Consider the following 16,819-nt stretch of genomic DNA (forward strand, 5'->3'; position numbering starts at 1 on the left):
TTACATCAAATGATTAATTTATAATAAATCCTTCAGTCTATATTTTTTGTTGATGGGAAAGGAATTGTTAAATTGGATCATGACGTTAGTTAGTTTCATTACGACCTATTGCCAGTAAACCTGTGGATAGGTTAAGCCGGGCAGAAATTATCTGCCCAACAAAGAGAGGCAGCGCATGAAAGTTTCTATTATTACATTCATAGCCATTGTATCAATTCACTCCGTTGCTTTCGGCATTACTGCATTTCCTGGAGCAGTGGGGGTGGGAGCAAATACTCTAGGTGGCAGAGGCGGAAAGGTAATAAAAGTTACAAATTTAAATGACAGTGGTGCTGGCAGTCTTCGAGAAGCACTTGCCACATCTGGTCCACGCATTATTGTTTTTACGGTTTCAGGAAATATAAACCTAACTTCATTACTATATATTACACAGCCTTATGTAACAATAGCTGGTCAAACCTCTCCTGGTGGCATATCGGTATCCGGCAAGCAATTTAATGTCGCTACACATGATGTTATTATCCGTCATATGCGTTTTCGCGCTGGAGGACATCTATACACTGGCGATGATAGTGACGGTGACAGCTTTAGCCTTTGGGGAAAAAAATGGGGTGGCAACGATGTTTATAATGTCATGATCGATCATTGCTCTATGACGTGGGGTGTTGATGAAACCTTCTCTATTACCGGAGGAGTAACCAAGACTACACTGCAAAATAACCTAATTGCTCAAGGCCTCAGATATGCAAAACTGGGAGGGTCATCAGACCATAGCAAGGGACTTATGGTAAGTGGCAAAAATGACTACGATACAGAGGTTTCCTTGTATCGAAACTATATTGCTCATAATACCGACAGAAACCCATTAATGTATAATCCTGCTGCAGACAACACAAATTTCTATGTCGATGGGACAAACAATGTCAGTTATAATTGGAAAGGCGGATTAAGGCCATCATTTGGTGGTGATGCCCATGTTAACTGGATAGCAAATTACGCAAAAGAAGGACCTTACTCTACAGCGTCAACGTATTTCATGCAGCAAGAAGACGGAGGAGCATTAGCTACACCAGAGCAATTACTATATGTATCCGGCAACAAAGATTCTGGGACGACATCCACAAGCGACTGGCGAGTATCGCAATATTACACTGTTAATCTACTCTCAACTGCGTATCAAAAATCTACTCGTTGGGTTATGACCAATCCATTACCATACGACACTATGACTGATTCTCTTGCCTCATCAATTGTAGCAGCATCAGGAGCTACAGTACCAATAAGAGACTCTGTGGACACGGCAATTGTAAACTCTTTCAATGCGGGGACATCACTTCTCAAAGATACGGCATCCTACCCAAATGATTGGCCGACCTATCAACAGATAGCAGCACCCGTAGATAGTGATAATGATGGTATGCCTGATACATGGGAGACAGCCCACGGGCTAAATAACAGTATTAATGATTCAGCAGCTGACCGTGATGGAGATGGCTATACCAATATCGAGGAATATATCAATTCCCTTGCTGATAACTTACAGATTGCAAGACCAGCAGCGCCACAAAACCCTAAAAGAACAAATTAATTTATTATTTATATAAAATTGAAAGGGGACTATCTAGTCCCCTTTTTATTCATGGTATCAAAATGTTTAATAATGTTTTGAGCTCTATAGTACTAAATTTTATATATACCCCTTAGATACTACCGCAAATATCTTTGATAATTGCGTTCAGATCATCGCCTAACTTTGATATTAAATATGACTGTTCTTGGTCTGTGTTAACAACAAGAATATGTTTATTAGTATTTTTCATTAACCATGAGGTAACAAATTCCCAATGGTCTAATGAATAATTCAAAAAAGCATCGACTTGTTCCTTCGATTGATTTTTCAGCCGACTGGTATACCCTTTAGTCCTCCCATTCATTCGCTGTAGACATTTATCGCTATCAATATGTAGACAGACTACTACATCTGGTAATGTAAGCAACGAGAGATATTGAACGAGTTCTTCTTTATTTACTAATCCATTTGGAGAAACAAACATCATTGATTTTTGTAAAATACCCTCATCAAATAGTATCCAATCATCAAGCCTAGAACTCTTTTCTAAACATAACTGAAGACCACCAGCATGTAAAAAAGCATTAATAACGGCTTTTTGCTCTGCATAAGAAAGGATATTTTTTATCGATGAATCCAATATAGTTTTCAACAAACAATGATTCTCTAATATGAAGTCAAGAATGTATTCTTGCTGCCAATAAGTCCGGCCTCCCACAGTATTAAATAAACGATAACCAATAGCTTGAGGTAATATTCGAAGTATTCTTCTCAATGATATATCACAATTTTCTTTAGCTGCATAAAATAAAGCCTTTTCAGAAGTAAGTATCGAATTGCGGGACTTCCCATAAATATATTTCACAACCCCCTGAGAAAGTGTAGATTTCCCGACACCAGGTATTCCCACAAATTCAATAGAATGCATAAATAACTCTGTACCCTTATTTGTTTAAAATGCCAATAAACATAATTGTGATTTTTCACTCATGACAGTTAGTGATTATTATTTATGATATATTTCACTCAATAACTATTAGATAATATTTTTTGCGCAATTATATTAGTATACAGTTTTTGACCTGCTCTATTTGGATGCGTAGCATCAATAAAAAGGTCATATCTTGATGAGCCTGACACACAATCATCAATAAGTATTATGCCACTATCTCGCTTTGCCAATTCCCTCAATAATCCCATTGTTAGTTTCTGGCTTTCAGAATTAACTTCGCTCAATAAATCAACAAATGGCATATAAAACAAATATACTTGTATATTATTGCTTCGTAAATAAGTTATTAAGTTCTTGAAATGCACTATGTTTACATCCGATACTTTGCTTCTTTCAGATATATTTACTTTAGCAATATTTTTCTTTATTTTGTTGATATCAATTCTATCGTTTATAGACTTCTCAGTACGTCCAGCAAATCCCATCCTGACTGTACCTTGAACAGAGCCCTCACAGTACCGATATAGCTTTATCAGCTTGTGAGTGATATAATCTTCAGATGATCCAGCATATTCGTATATATATCTATCAACTATCTTGTTGTCCATAAATGGATAAAATAGTCGATACTGATTAGATCCAAAACCCTTACAGAATAAATAATCGTCAACAATATAAACGGCAGTTTTTACTGAACCAGGATGTTCACTGATGTAATGTTTATACATCATTATATGATCGGCAAGTGTAGTCCCCTGAACTGAATATTTTGCAACTGATCTATTAGTAATTTTTTGCAACATAGCCCCATCAATTCCATGGGCAGCACGTGAGTGACCGACAATTAATATACTTGCATTACGGTCAAATCCATAATAGCGATTTAGTCCGATTTTTAAGAGAAATGCTATCCCATTATCGACCACGATAAATATTATGCAAAAAATGACTATTTTAAAAATGAGCCTTTTCATCAGCTTCCCAAAGCGTTATATCAATTCAAAATTGAAAATAAGCAAATGATTTACCAGTCTCTACATGAAACAGAATAATTATAATCATCAGCGTATAATATACTGTCCACCTAACCCAAATTGGTTTTTCATAAATTTTTTCAGCAACAGTAGATATGCTCCCAATAGACTCAACAATAATTGCTGCAGCTACAAAAACAAAAGTTAATATAAGTTCTGTGCTCCCTTGGGCACTCAATAGCTCACCCAGACCCTTCGAGTTATCAGCTACGTGCGTAATCAAATAAAGCGCATCAGAAGTTGTATTAGATCTAAAAAAGATCCATGCGAAACATATAAAGTTAAATGTGGCAAACATTTGCCAATATTTGAGTGTATTAGTTCGCTCAAGACCTAATGCTTTATGAATTTTTTTCTGAAAGGGTTTGTAATAAACAGAACTTGCCAAAAAAATGCCGTGTAATACACCCCATATAATGAAACCTGCACTTGCGCCATGCCAAATTCCGGAAATCAGAAAGGTTACAATAAGCGCAGATGCAGTTCCAAATTTATTTAAATATCGCCATTTCATCTGAAGTGGTTTAAAAATATAATCAAGTATCCATCGAGAGAATGAAATATGCCAACGACGCCAGAAATCTGCAACTGACGTAGCAAAATATGGGGAATTGAAGTTCTGTGTTAACTTAATGTTAAATAGATAGGCAGACCCCAATGCCATATCAGTATAACCAGAGAAGTCCATATATATCTGTATAGCATACAAGTATGTAGCATATAGCAATGGAGTGCCACTGAAATAAGTGATATTGTTATATACTGTATCTACATATATACCAACCCTATCAGCAATTACGATCTTTTTGAATAGCCCCCAAGCAAATAACAACATACCATATCTTGTATTATTATAATCAAACTTATATTTCTCTCTAAGTTGAGGCAGTAGCTCACTAGATCGCTCTATAGGGCCTTGAAGTAATTTGGGGAAAAATGATAGATAGAGCACAAAATAGCCAATGTGGCGCTCTGGTTTTTCTATCTCGAGATAAACATCTATAAGGTAAGATATGGCTTGAAAAACATAATAGGATATTCCAATAGTTACTAGAGTTTTTATTGGTTGAATCTGGTATTTTATAGAGTTGAATGTAATTAGCTGTATTATACTTTCCACAACTAATGTCTGATACTTCATTACAATTAATATTACTAAGTTAGATGCAATTCCAATCCATAATATATTCTTCCTAGCTTTTTCAGTTTCTACTTGATCCAACCATATACCAAACCCATAGGTTATAAATGCAACCAATATTAAAACTACTAACAAATATGGTGCATTTAATTCAGCATAAAACAATAGGCTTGCAAAGAGAAGAACGCACCAACGCATGCGCTCACTCACTAAATTAAATACTAGATATACGATACCTAAATAAATCAGATATTTTACTGAATTAAATTGCATTATTTTATGCTTTTGTTATTTTATCACTTATATTATCTATCAAATTTCCAATATTTTTAAATGTTAGGAGTTCTTTTTGAGAAAACCTTATCTTAAAATTAGCCTCAATTGCCACTATTAGATTGACATGCGATAAGGAATCCCACCCATCAATATCATTAGCTGTCATCTCTCGACTAATTTTTATATCCTCGTCATCAAAAACCTCGCAAAAAATTCGATTTAATTTATTTTGTAACTCCATTCAATCCTCCAATGTTGAGATATCGCCAGCATCCATTCCTAGATAGCGAGCTTTAAGTACTCTGCGCATTATTTTACCACTCTTATTTTTGGGAACGTTGTCAACAATAAATATTTCTTGAGGTGTCGCAATGGATGATGCCCTGTTGCTAACATGAATCCTGATCTTTAATTCTAAATCTTGGGACCAACTAAACTGCTTGTGTAATTGAACAAATGCAACAACCTTTTCATACAACAAATCGTCTGGAACACCAATCACTCCAGATTCAGCAACCTCTTCAATTTCGAGTAAGGCACTTTCAACCTCAAAAGGGCTAATCAAATGACCAGCAGTGTTGATAACATCATCGCTTCGTCCCTTAAACCAATAGTATCCATCGTCGTCGGAAAGAGCCGTATCCCCAGTATAATACCATCCATTCTTGAATTTCGATTGATAGGCTGAATCATTATTCAAATATGTTACAAACATCGAAGGCCAATCACTTTTGAGACAGAGGTTGCCTTGATTATTATTGGGAAGCAGCTCTCCATTATCAGCCAAAATAGCTGGCACAATACCGTCCAATGGTTTTCCCATGGAACCAGGTCTAATCTCGATACCTGGTCGGTTCGTTATCATAATACCGCCAGTTTCTGTTTGAAACCACGTATCGTATATATCTTTCTTTAATACAGTCCGTGACCAATTTATTACTTCTGGATTAAGTGGCTCACCAACACTAAATATATATCTAAGGTTACATAAGTCATAATAATTATAGAGAGTTGCATCCTCTCTTAATAGCATACGTAGAGCTGTAGGTGCAGAGTACCATACTGTCACTGCCTCATTTTGTAAAAGATCAAACCAAATCTTAGCATTATAACCTCCACCATAATGAATTTGTGTAATCCCCAGGCTCCAAGGACCAATTATGCCGTAAGAAGTACCTGTTACCCACCCTTGATCAGCAGTACACCAAAATATATCTGTGTTAGTGAGGTTCAAAACCTCACTTGAAGTTCTATGATGATGAATAATACTCTTATGAACATGTAACACACCTTTTGGCTTACCTGTTGATCCGGAGGTATAATGCACAACAGATGGAGTATCAGGTTGTGTTATTGGCGTTTCGAACGTATTTAAAGACATCCGCATTAATGCTGTGTAACTTAATATGTCGTCAGTTGTATGTTCATCAATATCAGTAACTATGATATATTCCAAAGCAGGCAACTGATCACGTACACGCATGATTTTCTTCAGGAGGCTTTTTGTTGTTACTACACCTTTTGCTTTGGCGTCACCTAATCGATCGAGTATTGCGTCATCACCAAAATTTGAAAAGAGGGTACCGCAAATTACTTGGAGCTTTAAAGCACCAAGAAATGCGAAGAATTGCTCAGGAGATTTAGGTAAAAAAGTAAACAGTATTTCACCAGAATTAAAACCAAGAGATTTCAGTGCATTTGCAAAACAATTTGATTCGCGGTCAAGATCATTGAAGGTATAGTTGGATTTTTCCATGCGGGCTGAAATCCAACGAAAGGCCACCTTATTGCCAAACCCTAAATCACATTGCTGCCGGGTACAAATATGGCCAATGTTATACTGATCGTCACAAATAAGGCTCATAATACCTCGCAAGAATAATACTGATAATAAATATTTCTATCATTTGAGTAATGCCATAACTCTACGAGCGTTATTCTGAATTATTTCAGGCAATACTTTTTTCAACCCACTTTTGGCAGCGGACAAAGATCGATTAGTAATTTTCAAAATGCTTCCACGAAGCGAATTGTTGTATGAAACATAATCCATTAATTTTCGTTCTTGTTCGGTCCAATGATACTTATACTGTTCATGCCCCCGAAGGAAGTCAATATATTTATTCCCACCAGTTATAGACATTTCAATAATATGCCCTAAAAGCAGTGCGCCAACACTAAACTTACTCCACTCAATGTCGAAACCGGATTGATAAACATTGACTCTGCCCTGGAAAGTGAAATTATAATAAAAGGCCACTCGCTTACCATCAACTTTTAGGAAAACCAATAAAAGCCTTCCGACATTTAGAAAACTCTCACAAATCGCGTCATGAAACCTTTTGTAACTCTGCGATGAAAATCGGCCAGAATATCCAACCTGTTGCTTCCGCTCCTGATGCAACCTAACCATGTCCGGCATCACCTCATGCAGTTGTTTCAGCGTTGTCACTTCCTCAATGTCAACAATTGCGTGTCTCCCCAGGTTGTTCCGATAATATCTAACATTACGTCGTGTCTTAGACGAAAGACCTGATAGGAATTCATCCCAATTTGAAGGTAGTGGCAAATATGGGCAAAACTTTTCATTGTCGAGTTGAGTGAATGCCGGAAGAATACCCTGTCTTCTCAAAAATCCCGCAAAAACAGATTGTTCAGGTACATCAGTAATTTCGATCAAATCCCACAAATCGCTTTTTTGCACCAGATACACAAAAAGTGCTCCATAGACCTCCTCTTCCAAACCTTTCAAGGCAATACACTCAAGAAAATCAGACGTCACATGCTCACTACCAAGCAATCTGACTGATCTTGTTCTAATAGGGAATCCCGCCGTCTTTAGATAGGCCGGGAAAATCCCAACAAGATGGCCTTCCGGCTCATTTCTGCATGTCAAGACAAAGAGCTCATATTCATTACCAAAGACCTCCCACCATGTGTAAAGCCACTCATGGGTAAGAAAGACACTATCAGATGCAGAAGCAGCAAGGAGATCATTCCATTGATTTTTCAAGGCAGCAAGGTCTTTAATATTTGATATTGCCTGAATTTTCATCCTGATCAGCTACCTTTCAAGGGAAAATGGACCGGTTACAGCTACCTCAAACATTTCAGATGAAAACCTACCCCTGGTCCCTTCGCACATACTGTAATTAACAGCAATTCGTGGCAGCCTGTAGAGATTCTGCACACCCATTATCGAACCTGGTATAGTTGTACAGGCAGCTAAATACCCGGCATTTTTTAGCATACATACAATTCCGTCATCAAAGTCCTCTTCCCGCCCATTCGGATATGCAAAGAATTCTACGGGAGAGCCGAGTTTTTCCTCAATAATTGTCTTGCTCTTGGTGATTTCAAAACAGGCTCTGGCATGATTCACCCGCGTTAGAATCGGATGAGTCAAAGTGTGAGCTCCAATTGTAACAAGACCGCTAGCTTGCATCTCCTTTGCCTCATGCCACGTAAGCATGATACGGTCGAAGTTTGCGTCAGCAGCCAATTCAGTAATGACTTTCCGTACCACCGCTTCACGCTTCTCGTGGGCGCATTTTTTCAATACATGGTGGAAATGGCAGATCGCTTGCTTCTTCTTGTCACTTGTCCTTAAATCAATAATACCAAGAGCGAATTCCGTCAGATCTATGGTTTCACACTCGGAGCCAAGAATTGCTTTATCAAATGTATGCCAACCGAAATTACCAGTTTCGAGGCTATCAACCGTGACGAAGATTGTGGCCGGAACGTTATATTTCCTGAGTAGCTGGTATGCGTGGTCATAATTGTCCCGGTACCCATCGTCAAACGTCAGACATGCATATTCTCCGGAGAGTGTGCCGCTGGCCAGCATTGAGACAACTTCAGTAAGACTGATCATTTTGAAGCGTGATTTCAAGAATTTCAATTGTTGCTCAAAAAACACTGGTGATATTGACAACCCAAGGGCATCTCGCTCATGAGTGACCCTGTGATACATAAGAAGAACAATACGCCCGCCATTGCCATTGAGTTGCATAGTAATGAAGCCTGATTTCAACATCAGTATCGAAGTATATTGTTTGATATAAGTTTTTATTTGTTGTAACAGCATTGTCATGACCTAACTTTCAGGTATCTTTTGCTCTATAAATAAACTTTTCCCATAAATGCTTATGCACAATATTTTCTTGAATGGCACAAACCCCTTCTTAACATGAGCCTTTATAGATATATCGTTATTAAAGTCGATCAATATAGTAATTGTGTTTTTAGAATATTGCTTCATCCAGTCATAAATAACAGCAAAGAACTGACTGAGAACCCCATGCTGGCGATATTGCGGCCTTACATATACATCATAAGAATACACCGTATCATTCTGAATCCGAAAGGTGTACTTTGATTGTTCTTCTCTAAAAACATCACGATCACTGAACCACAAATACCCAACCACTACATCCATGTCCATAGCAATAAGGCAATGATCGCCCATAGTAAAACGATCCAGAAATCGGCCTCTTTTGTCAGTGCAACTCACTAGAGCATCGATATCGTCTTTACTACCTTCACGTATGACAACAGTCATATCTTTTTTTGAAAGACTAAAGTCAATAGCTGATGCCCTTAGAGCGTAATAGAAATAAACTTTTATAGGTTGACCAGGTAAATGGTGTAAAATGCTAATAGCCATATTCATGAAAATTTTAAATAGTGTATTTGTTTTCTCTTCCATACTACACCCAATAACAGCAATTATATTTTAAATATGCTAATTTGACTGAATTTCACAATATTACACACTATTTATATCTGGCATCATACTATATTCTGAAAGTATCGGCAAAATAACATCTAATATATGAAGTATATTTTTATTGTTATCATGCAAAAGCAATATATCATTATTACTAATGTTATTTATGATTTGACTAGCAACTAAATCAGCATCGCAAACATCATTACATTTCCAATCATCGAAATCTAGTGACCACAATAATATCTTAAGCCTGAGCATTCTAGCTATGATAATGGATTTATATGATAAAATGCCCCTCGGTGGCCTGAAATATCTTGGGCTGTGCCCAGTTATCGATTTTACAATATTTTGGCATTTTCTAACTTCTTTAAAGTACTCCACAAAAGGAGGTTCTATATCATTGTGATGATAATAGCTATGATTACCAATTTCGTGCCCATTATTAATTATTGATTTTAAAATATCTTGTCTATTTTCGATATACTTCCCCACTAGAAAAAATACAGCTTTTACATCGTAATGTGATAATTTATTTAATACATGTAAAGTTATTTCATCCGCCGGCCCATCATCGAATGTTAGCAATAATTGCTTATCCCCATTATCCTTCAAACAGATCATAGAAATACTCTTCTTTATGATCTGTTTTATATTTTGTACATTATTCATTTATCAACTCACCCTTGTACATACTAAATAAAAACATCATAAACAAGCACATTTCAACTAAACCTAAAGCATTCAATCCATGGTTTTTACTATAGAAACCATTGATACGCTACCGATTCATAATGAGCAGTCGGTTCCGGCTTAGCGTTAAGCTTTAACCGTCCACCTCCCAGCCCTTTTTAGAATAAATACCTTTAACTCTTTGTTTAGTACAAACTGAACTGCATTGGCTAATACTATCCCCAAAAGTCCCCATACAGAACCACACCAAAATGCCATCAAAAGGTACACACTGTTTGTAATAAGGACTACATAAAAACTTGCCTTAGCAAAACCAGCTGCGATAAACAATGAATTTATAGGTGTTGTAGAAAATGCGAATGCGGTAATAACTATCATTAAATACAGTATATTCATATGTATTAAAAACTCATGTCCAAAAAATGTTTTTACAACTATTTCAGAGATAAGACAAAGGAACACTGAAAGTGCAATAGCAACTATAGACATAGCAAACATTGACTTTCTTGCAAGAGCTACAGACTCATTGTGATTTTCAGTACCTATCAACTTGGTAAACTCTGGGAAAATAGCTTGACTTACGGGATCTGAAACGTTAGATATCACCTTGGTAATTTCCTTATAGACCTTATAGGCTCCCAATGCTTCCATTGATATAACCGAGCTAATTACAATTACATCGAAGTGCCTGACAGGTATCCTGATTATAGTCCTAAGGTTGGACCACCAAATGAAGCTTATTTGCTCTCTATTAAATATTAGCTTTTTCGACCACCATCCACTGCCAAGCTTCTGCTTAACGAGATGCACACTGAAGCATATTAACCCAATATTGGTGAGTATATCCATACAAAGGTAAATACTTATGAACAAGCGGGAGGCCCCCCCCAAGAAATAACAGAGTCCTACAGATAGCAGCCTGATAACGGAAACACCTATTTGGATTTTTGCAACACCTGAGAATTCCCTCATAAGCCTGGGAATTCCGATCGTCAAAGTTGTACTGTTAAACAGGATTGAAATAGAGTACAAAGAGATTATTGGGATATTAGCGCGATCCCATCCTGCGAGAATCGTTACTGGCAGGGCCAAGAGCAGTGCAAAAACAAAGGCTACCAAGGCGCTTATGGAATCGATCACAATATTGGTTTTAATCAAACTCGCCATCTCGTCATCGCTTAATTTTGTCGACCCGAATTTTATTAGCCCTTCCCATGTCTGAACGTTGAAGATGTCGTTTACCAAATTGGCATATGTTTGAGAAAGAGCGTAAACTGCAAGAAACTCAGCACCAACCGCTTTCGCCATCAGAGAAAACGAGACCATGTTCAACGCTGATGCTGCCGAGTTTCCCAAAAAAATGGTTCCGGAGTTTTTCAACAGTTTTTTGAAGACATGATCTTTTGACATGAGCTCACTTTAAGCCAGAAACCGGCTCGGTGATTGAAAACTCGCGTCCATCACCGAAGTGGACGAAATGAAAAAGTACAATAACCATCGCAATTTGCCACCAAAAGAACTCATAATAAACCCTGGAAGTAAACAAACCTCCGAGTACTGATGCGGAAAATGAAATCCCCATTGCTAAAACCGCATAACTCAGAAAGGAGTTACAATCAGCACTACCTTTTAATACTACTGATGATTTATAGACTTTCAGCCAAGTACTAAGACATAAACATAACCAAAGCAGCAATCCAAGTGGCCCTTGCTCCACCAATACAAGAAGATAGGAATTATGGGCTCCCCGTACTCCGGATTCCCCCTCAGCATGGACAGTCAATATTTCAGCCGGTAGATAATCCTTAGCCAATTGCTTGAAGCCTCCTGGACCTGCCCCAAATGGGTGATCACCAACCATTTGAAGACCATAACGCCAAATCTCAAGCCTTCCGCTAGATAAAGTGTTCGCCTGCTGGTCATCTTCTACAGCTTCTTTAGCCTGTAACAAACTTGATATACGATCAATCATTTCCTGATCGGCCAAGTAAATGAAAATACCGATAAGCCCAACACCGACAATCATCATCCGTTTTCTCAACTTATTATCAGCAAGAAATAAAAATGCAGCTACAAATCCACCAGCAAGAGCAACAAATGATCCACGACTGTTACAAAGAACTATCGCATTGAATATGAAAGGTATACATATTAAACATAGTATGCGTTCATATCTTTTACCATTACAAAGAAAAGGTATCAGTAATGGAATAATACCAGCAAGCAATAGTCCAAATAAATTTGAACTTATAGAATCTGCAGCTCCAATATTTTCAAGCCGTCCGTGAATTCTTTTGCCATTTAAATATGCGTTGATTGAAAGATAGGTTGAAAGCAATATGATCCATAACCACAATAGCCTTAATTGCCATTCATACTTAATAATTTTTATTATTGCTATGCAGATTATGGTGTAAGAAGCTAATTGCACAAGAAATGTACGCGAAACATCTTGAAACCCAGAAATTGTAAACGTGATAATTGAAGTGAGTCCCAAAAAGAAAAAAACTAGATAAATTGTTTTGATGGGCCTGGATGAAAGACGATCTTTATGAAGCAACATTGACGTGAACAGTACTAATGTAGTGACATAACTCCAGTTTTGAAACGGAAGCATATCTGCCCACCAATTTATGGAAGGGTCAGGCGCATTAAAATAGATATGCGCGTAAACAAGGAGCCCCCAAAATGGTCCGCGGGTTAAAGCAAGAAAGTACCCCAGGCAGTTTATGAATATAAAAAGGAAAGCCATCATTATATCAAATGTGTTTTCGCCCAAATGGCAGAAATACCAATTTCGGGAAAAGCAATAAGATCATTGGGCATTTCAAATCGCACAATTACTTTCCTCTCTCGTATGTCGCCTTAACTAATTCTTGCCATATCAAAGTCTTGATCTGGAGTAAAACTTCTTCATAACTGCGGTTAGCGTCAACAATAATTATACCTTCTCGTTCAGTAATGCTATTGACCGCCTCAGCCTTCAGCATGTGAATATCAAGAGGGAGGTCGGTCTTTCGCTTCCTCAATTCATCAAAAGCTACCTTGAGAACAAAGATGCGATTAGGATAGACAAGATTTTGGTAATAAAGGGATTCTCTTTGAGAAAACCAACTATTGGATCCAAACAAGCGAGGACCATCCATAGGATTAGTCATTTTATGAAAATCCTTCATGGGGAATCTGTCCGACAGAACCAATATTCCTTTTGCGGCAAGCGCTTGAGCCTTAACAGCAGTTACGAACCTTTTGTGAGCAATGATTAACCATAAAAGTGCATTTAGTTCTTTGGAAAGGTGATTGAGGCTTAGCTTCTCAAGCTTCTGCACGATCCAAAATCCCATTTGAATAACTGATGACTTGGGGATACCATAATATGTTCGCTTAACAATGACCTTCCATGAGAGCCACGCCTCCAAGTCACCTATGAGTGTAGACTTCCCCGCCCCATCCGCACCTACTACAGCAAATACCTTTCCCCCATCACAAAAAGTTTTTTTCTTTGAGACGATAAATCTAGCTAGCAGTGGAAGCCGCTGAATATATTGACCAATGTATTTTCCATACGCGGCAAAATTGTTTTGTCTCTGGTAACCCCTTAAGCCGTGCAAAATCTGTATTTTTCTTAAAGCAACTGATCTCGCTCTCAAACTACCCTCAGACAGTTCACGAATAAAACCGAAAACTATATCTTCATGGAGAGGCAACCTACTTTCACGGTAGATTAATCTTGCCTTATCCAAGTCGGAGCATTTTATCAGTTCATCAAACTCTTCCTTGATATTGTCGGGAAACGGGATATAGCTATGCCCAAGAAAATCTTTAATTTGATGCTTGGCAAGTGAAACCAGATCGGTTTTCATATGGGCACGCAAAACGAGAACAATAAGCTCCAACTCAGGACAGGGGATCCATAACCCCTGCGAAGAAGGAATCAAGTGTCGGAAAAAAAGAGATTCCAAGGGAAGATGGTGGTTTTTTATAAACTTCTCACCCAAAACAAGGGCATAGTGCACATGCAAATGGATCAAGGTTCCGGTCGTCAGATCAAACCCAAGATAATCTTCCAGATTAGGGAATTGCTTTCCTGGAGGAGAGAGGATTTTTTTAAAACCAAAAATATCAATTGCCTGATTAAATAGTTTCTGAGATGAAAGTGCTACGAGGATGTCCAAATCGGTAGTACCAGTCAGAGACTTATCTAAGTTCAGATTGCTCTTCCAGTGACAGTATTGAACTCCATTACTGTTTAGGTATCCGAAAAAATTTTTACAAATTTTAAGCATAGCACCTAACTTTATTCGTAGACTTGAGACCCCAAGTGCTGTCAATTACCGAGCAACGGGCTTTTTTCTCACCTTTGATACCAAATTGATAATTGGTACGATACATAAGCAAAACAGCCGTTTCTTCAAGTCGAAGGGATAAAAATGTCGTACTGATCCTTTAAAATGATAAATCTTAGCACCAAGAGCTGTCGCTTCCATAAAGTAGTAGAAATTATAGACCTTCCCAGGAAAATACTTAACTCTAACTCCATTCAAGATATGTACAGTCCAAGCCTTCGGGTATTCATCAGGACACGACAGCCTATTGAGTGCCATCTGGTCATTCCCCAACTGCTCTGTCATACAAGCCCAATTCTCAACAAACTCGCGAGCCTTCGGAGTGGGTCGAAAAAAGATCACACCCGCATTGACATATTTTACAATATCCATATGCTCCCGATGCCAATCATTATCCAATTCCTCGACATCCCGAAGGGTAACACCAATGTCATAATCATCTGTGTCGACCTCGTCGATGCATCCACAAAGTTGGGCGTCACCGTCAAGATAGACTATCAGTTCATCATGCTTTGCCATTGACAGTTTTACAATTTCTGGTTTAAAAAGAGATTTAGTCTTATAACCGCTTTTCACTTCTTTTTCATAATAACCTGTCGCTACAAAACTCTCGTCTTCAATACTATACAACTCACCGATACCTAAATTCCCTAGATCGTAAACATCCATCTTGTACCCAAAATATTCTGACCTTTTGATGGTGTCTTCAATGAGTCTTCTGAAACTGAAATTTTTAAAAGCTTTACCTTCATGGGTTTCCTTGGCAGCATTCGCGCATGTTAGAATTACCATTTTTGCCTCACCCTTATTAAATTATGGAATCCGTCAATAAACGCTCATAGAGAAGACCATACTCCCTGGCCATCCTGCTTGCAGAATAATAAGTATTCACATGATCATATGCGGCATTAACTAACTTTTGAGTCAATTGCGGTTCAGATACCAAACTAAGTAGCGCCTGAGCTAGGTCACTGGCATTATTGGTCTCAAATAGCAAACCAGTACATTTGTGATCTACCAAATAACGACACCCCGGAATATCGGAGGCCACTACCGGCACCCTTGCCGCCATAGCCTCCATTAGACACCTCGGTATCCCCTCTGATTCTGAGGGGAGAACAAACGCATCAAACCCTCTTAAAAAGTTTAACCGATCAGGGCGAAACCCAAAAAATTTAACCCTTTCACAAAGCCCCAAGCGTTGAGACAGTGACTTAAATTCATCACCTTGCTCACCATCGCCGATTATAGCAAGGCGCCAATTGTCCATACCCGGCTCTAAAAGAGACGTCAAAAGAGTTTCGATTCCCTTTCCAGAGATAAGTCGTCCAATATATCCAGCAATTAAAGTCCCTTCTTCTTTCCAACGTCTCATTTCTTCGGCAACCGAATCGATGGTTTCGATTTCAAGAATATCAACACCATTGGGAATCAAGTAAAGCTTTTTTGCTAATCTAGGAATTTTACGAAGTGGCTCCGCCATTGTCTTTGATAAGGGGACAACCGCATCGCAGAACGGAAATATTAATCGATCAATGATTTCATAGCAGAACAACTTTAAATCCGGTTTTTTTGTCCAGCCATGCGGGGTGGATATTACCTTACAGGCTGTTCCCTTGGTCGCAATAATACCTATAAGATCAGATTTATATCCATGGGTATGAAGAATATCAATACTGTTACTTTTGATAAACTGCCTGACAAGTCCAACTGCATGCAAATTAAACCTGCCAAAACCTTCAAAAATGACGGTTTTAAATCCCGACACCTCAGCCTCTTGGCAAAGATCTACTTGCTGCAGAGGTGAATCCTTAATCGCACCAACCCATAAGTCAAGATGATCAAGGGGCAAACTTCTTATTAGAGCTAAGATCCATCGCTCAGCGCCATATAGCCCCGTTGAAGCTCCCAGCTGAAGGACTTTAATCTGTTTCACTTTAATAGCCTGCTTATCCACTGGAATCAGTATCAATTGCGATCAACTTATTCTATTCAGTCACTTCACGCACTGATGATAGCGATAAAAATTCCTGCATGAGGAATGTTTCTGTAATAGAACAAAAATACACTCTCAA

The 16,819-nt window shown here is 38.1% G+C and carries 15 protein-coding genes; 1 reads left to right on the forward strand and 14 read right to left on the reverse strand.

The annotated features are described in order from the left end of the window. Positions 1–175: 175 nt before the first annotated feature. Positions 176–1,588 (forward strand): hypothetical protein, encoded by a 1,413-nt coding sequence (locus GJT30_03730; protein ID MSM38718.1) that lies wholly within the window; start codon positions 176–178, stop codon positions 1,586–1,588. 112 nt (positions 1,589–1,700) lie between these two features. On the opposite strand, the gene GJT30_03735 is transcribed toward GJT30_03730, so the two are convergent. The 14 genes from GJT30_03735 to GJT30_03800 all read right to left on the reverse strand — a co-directional run bounded on the left by GJT30_03735 (position 1,701) and on the right by GJT30_03800 (position 16,716). Further along, complete coding sequence (locus tag GJT30_03735) at positions 1,701–2,498, reverse strand: hypothetical protein (protein ID MSM38719.1); 798 nt, start codon at positions 2,496–2,498, stop codon at positions 1,701–1,703. Positions 2,499–2,596: 98 nt separating this feature from the next. Beyond that, positions 2,597–3,496, reverse strand: a complete 900-nt coding sequence (locus GJT30_03740; GenBank protein ID MSM38720.1) for a hypothetical protein — start codon at positions 3,494–3,496, stop codon at positions 2,597–2,599. A gap of 25 nt (positions 3,497–3,521) precedes the next feature. Beyond that, complete coding sequence (locus GJT30_03745) at positions 3,522–4,970, reverse strand: hypothetical protein (GenBank protein ID MSM38721.1); 1,449 nt, start codon at positions 4,968–4,970, stop codon at positions 3,522–3,524. A 4-nt stretch (positions 4,971–4,974) separates the two neighbouring features. Then, the gene (locus tag GJT30_03750; protein ID MSM38722.1) at positions 4,975–5,214 is read right to left on the reverse strand and encodes an acyl carrier protein; all 240 of its coding nucleotides are present in this window, start codon (positions 5,212–5,214) and stop codon (positions 4,975–4,977) included. Then, a complete protein-coding gene (locus tag GJT30_03755; protein ID MSM38723.1) occupies positions 5,215–6,837 on the reverse strand; it encodes an AMP-binding protein in 1,623 nt (540 codons plus the stop codon). A 39-nt stretch (positions 6,838–6,876) separates the two neighbouring features. Beyond that, positions 6,877–8,028: a GNAT family N-acetyltransferase gene (locus GJT30_03760; protein MSM38724.1), complete on the reverse strand. Its 1,152-nt coding sequence runs from the start codon at positions 8,026–8,028 to the stop codon at positions 6,877–6,879. Between the two features lie 9 nt (positions 8,029–8,037). Then, positions 8,038–9,069, reverse strand: a complete 1,032-nt coding sequence (locus GJT30_03765; GenBank protein MSM38725.1) for a polysaccharide deacetylase family protein — start codon at positions 9,067–9,069, stop codon at positions 8,038–8,040. 3 nt (positions 9,070–9,072) lie between these two features. Then, positions 9,073–9,684 (reverse strand): GNAT family N-acetyltransferase, encoded by a 612-nt coding sequence (locus tag GJT30_03770; protein ID MSM38726.1) that lies wholly within the window; start codon positions 9,682–9,684, stop codon positions 9,073–9,075. Between the two features lie 60 nt (positions 9,685–9,744). Beyond that, positions 9,745–10,377, reverse strand: coding sequence for a polysaccharide deacetylase family protein (locus GJT30_03775; protein ID MSM38727.1), 633 nt, complete (start codon positions 10,375–10,377; stop codon positions 9,745–9,747). Positions 10,378–10,524: 147 nt separating this feature from the next. Further along, entirely contained in the window at positions 10,525–11,808 is a 1,284-nt protein-coding gene (locus GJT30_03780; GenBank protein ID MSM38728.1) for an oligosaccharide flippase family protein, read from the reverse strand. A gap of 4 nt (positions 11,809–11,812) precedes the next feature. Continuing rightward, positions 11,813–13,153, reverse strand: a complete 1,341-nt coding sequence (locus tag GJT30_03785) for a hypothetical protein (GenBank protein MSM38729.1) — start codon at positions 13,151–13,153, stop codon at positions 11,813–11,815. Between the two features lie 85 nt (positions 13,154–13,238). Further along, positions 13,239–14,573: a hypothetical protein gene (locus GJT30_03790; protein MSM38730.1), complete on the reverse strand. Its 1,335-nt coding sequence runs from the start codon at positions 14,571–14,573 to the stop codon at positions 13,239–13,241. Between the two features lie 156 nt (positions 14,574–14,729). Continuing rightward, a complete protein-coding gene (locus GJT30_03795) occupies positions 14,730–15,536 on the reverse strand; it encodes a hypothetical protein (GenBank protein ID MSM38731.1) in 807 nt (268 codons plus the stop codon). 16 nt (positions 15,537–15,552) lie between these two features. After that, a complete protein-coding gene (locus GJT30_03800; GenBank protein ID MSM38732.1) occupies positions 15,553–16,716 on the reverse strand; it encodes a glycosyltransferase in 1,164 nt (387 codons plus the stop codon). Between the last annotated feature and the right edge of the window lie 103 nt (positions 16,717–16,819).

Source organism: Geobacter sp. (genome assembly GCA_009684525.1).
Classification (GTDB): Bacteria; Desulfobacterota; Desulfuromonadia; order Geobacterales; family DSM-12255; genus Geoanaerobacter.

Bases quoted from the DNA above. Each gene is read 5' to 3' on its own strand.
- GJT30_03730 (MSM38718.1), top strand. From the start codon at position 176: ATGAAAGTTTCTATTATTACATTCATAGCCATTGTATCAATTCACTCC.
- GJT30_03735 (MSM38719.1), bottom strand. From the start codon at position 2,498: ATGCATTCTATTGAATTTGTGGGAATACCTGGTGTCGGGAAATCTACA.
- GJT30_03740 (MSM38720.1), bottom strand. From the start codon at position 3,496: ATGAAAAGGCTCATTTTTAAAATAGTCATTTTTTGCATAATATTTATC.
- GJT30_03745 (MSM38721.1), bottom strand. From the start codon at position 4,970: ATGCAATTTAATTCAGTAAAATATCTGATTTATTTAGGTATCGTATAT.
- GJT30_03750 (MSM38722.1), bottom strand. From the start codon at position 5,214: ATGGAGTTACAAAATAAATTAAATCGAATTTTTTGCGAGGTTTTTGAT.
- GJT30_03755 (MSM38723.1), bottom strand. From the start codon at position 6,837: ATGAGCCTTATTTGTGACGATCAGTATAACATTGGCCATATTTGTACC.
- GJT30_03760 (MSM38724.1), bottom strand. From the start codon at position 8,028: ATGAAAATTCAGGCAATATCAAATATTAAAGACCTTGCTGCCTTGAAA.
- GJT30_03765 (MSM38725.1), bottom strand. From the start codon at position 9,069: ATGACAATGCTGTTACAACAAATAAAAACTTATATCAAACAATATACT.
- GJT30_03770 (MSM38726.1), bottom strand. From the start codon at position 9,684: ATGGAAGAGAAAACAAATACACTATTTAAAATTTTCATGAATATGGCT.
- GJT30_03775 (MSM38727.1), bottom strand. From the start codon at position 10,377: ATGAATAATGTACAAAATATAAAACAGATCATAAAGAAGAGTATTTCT.
- GJT30_03780 (MSM38728.1), bottom strand. From the start codon at position 11,808: ATGTCAAAAGATCATGTCTTCAAAAAACTGTTGAAAAACTCCGGAACC.
- GJT30_03785 (MSM38729.1), bottom strand. From the start codon at position 13,153: ATGATGGCTTTCCTTTTTATATTCATAAACTGCCTGGGGTACTTTCTT.
- GJT30_03795 (MSM38731.1), bottom strand. From the start codon at position 15,536: ATGGTAATTCTAACATGCGCGAATGCTGCCAAGGAAACCCATGAAGGT.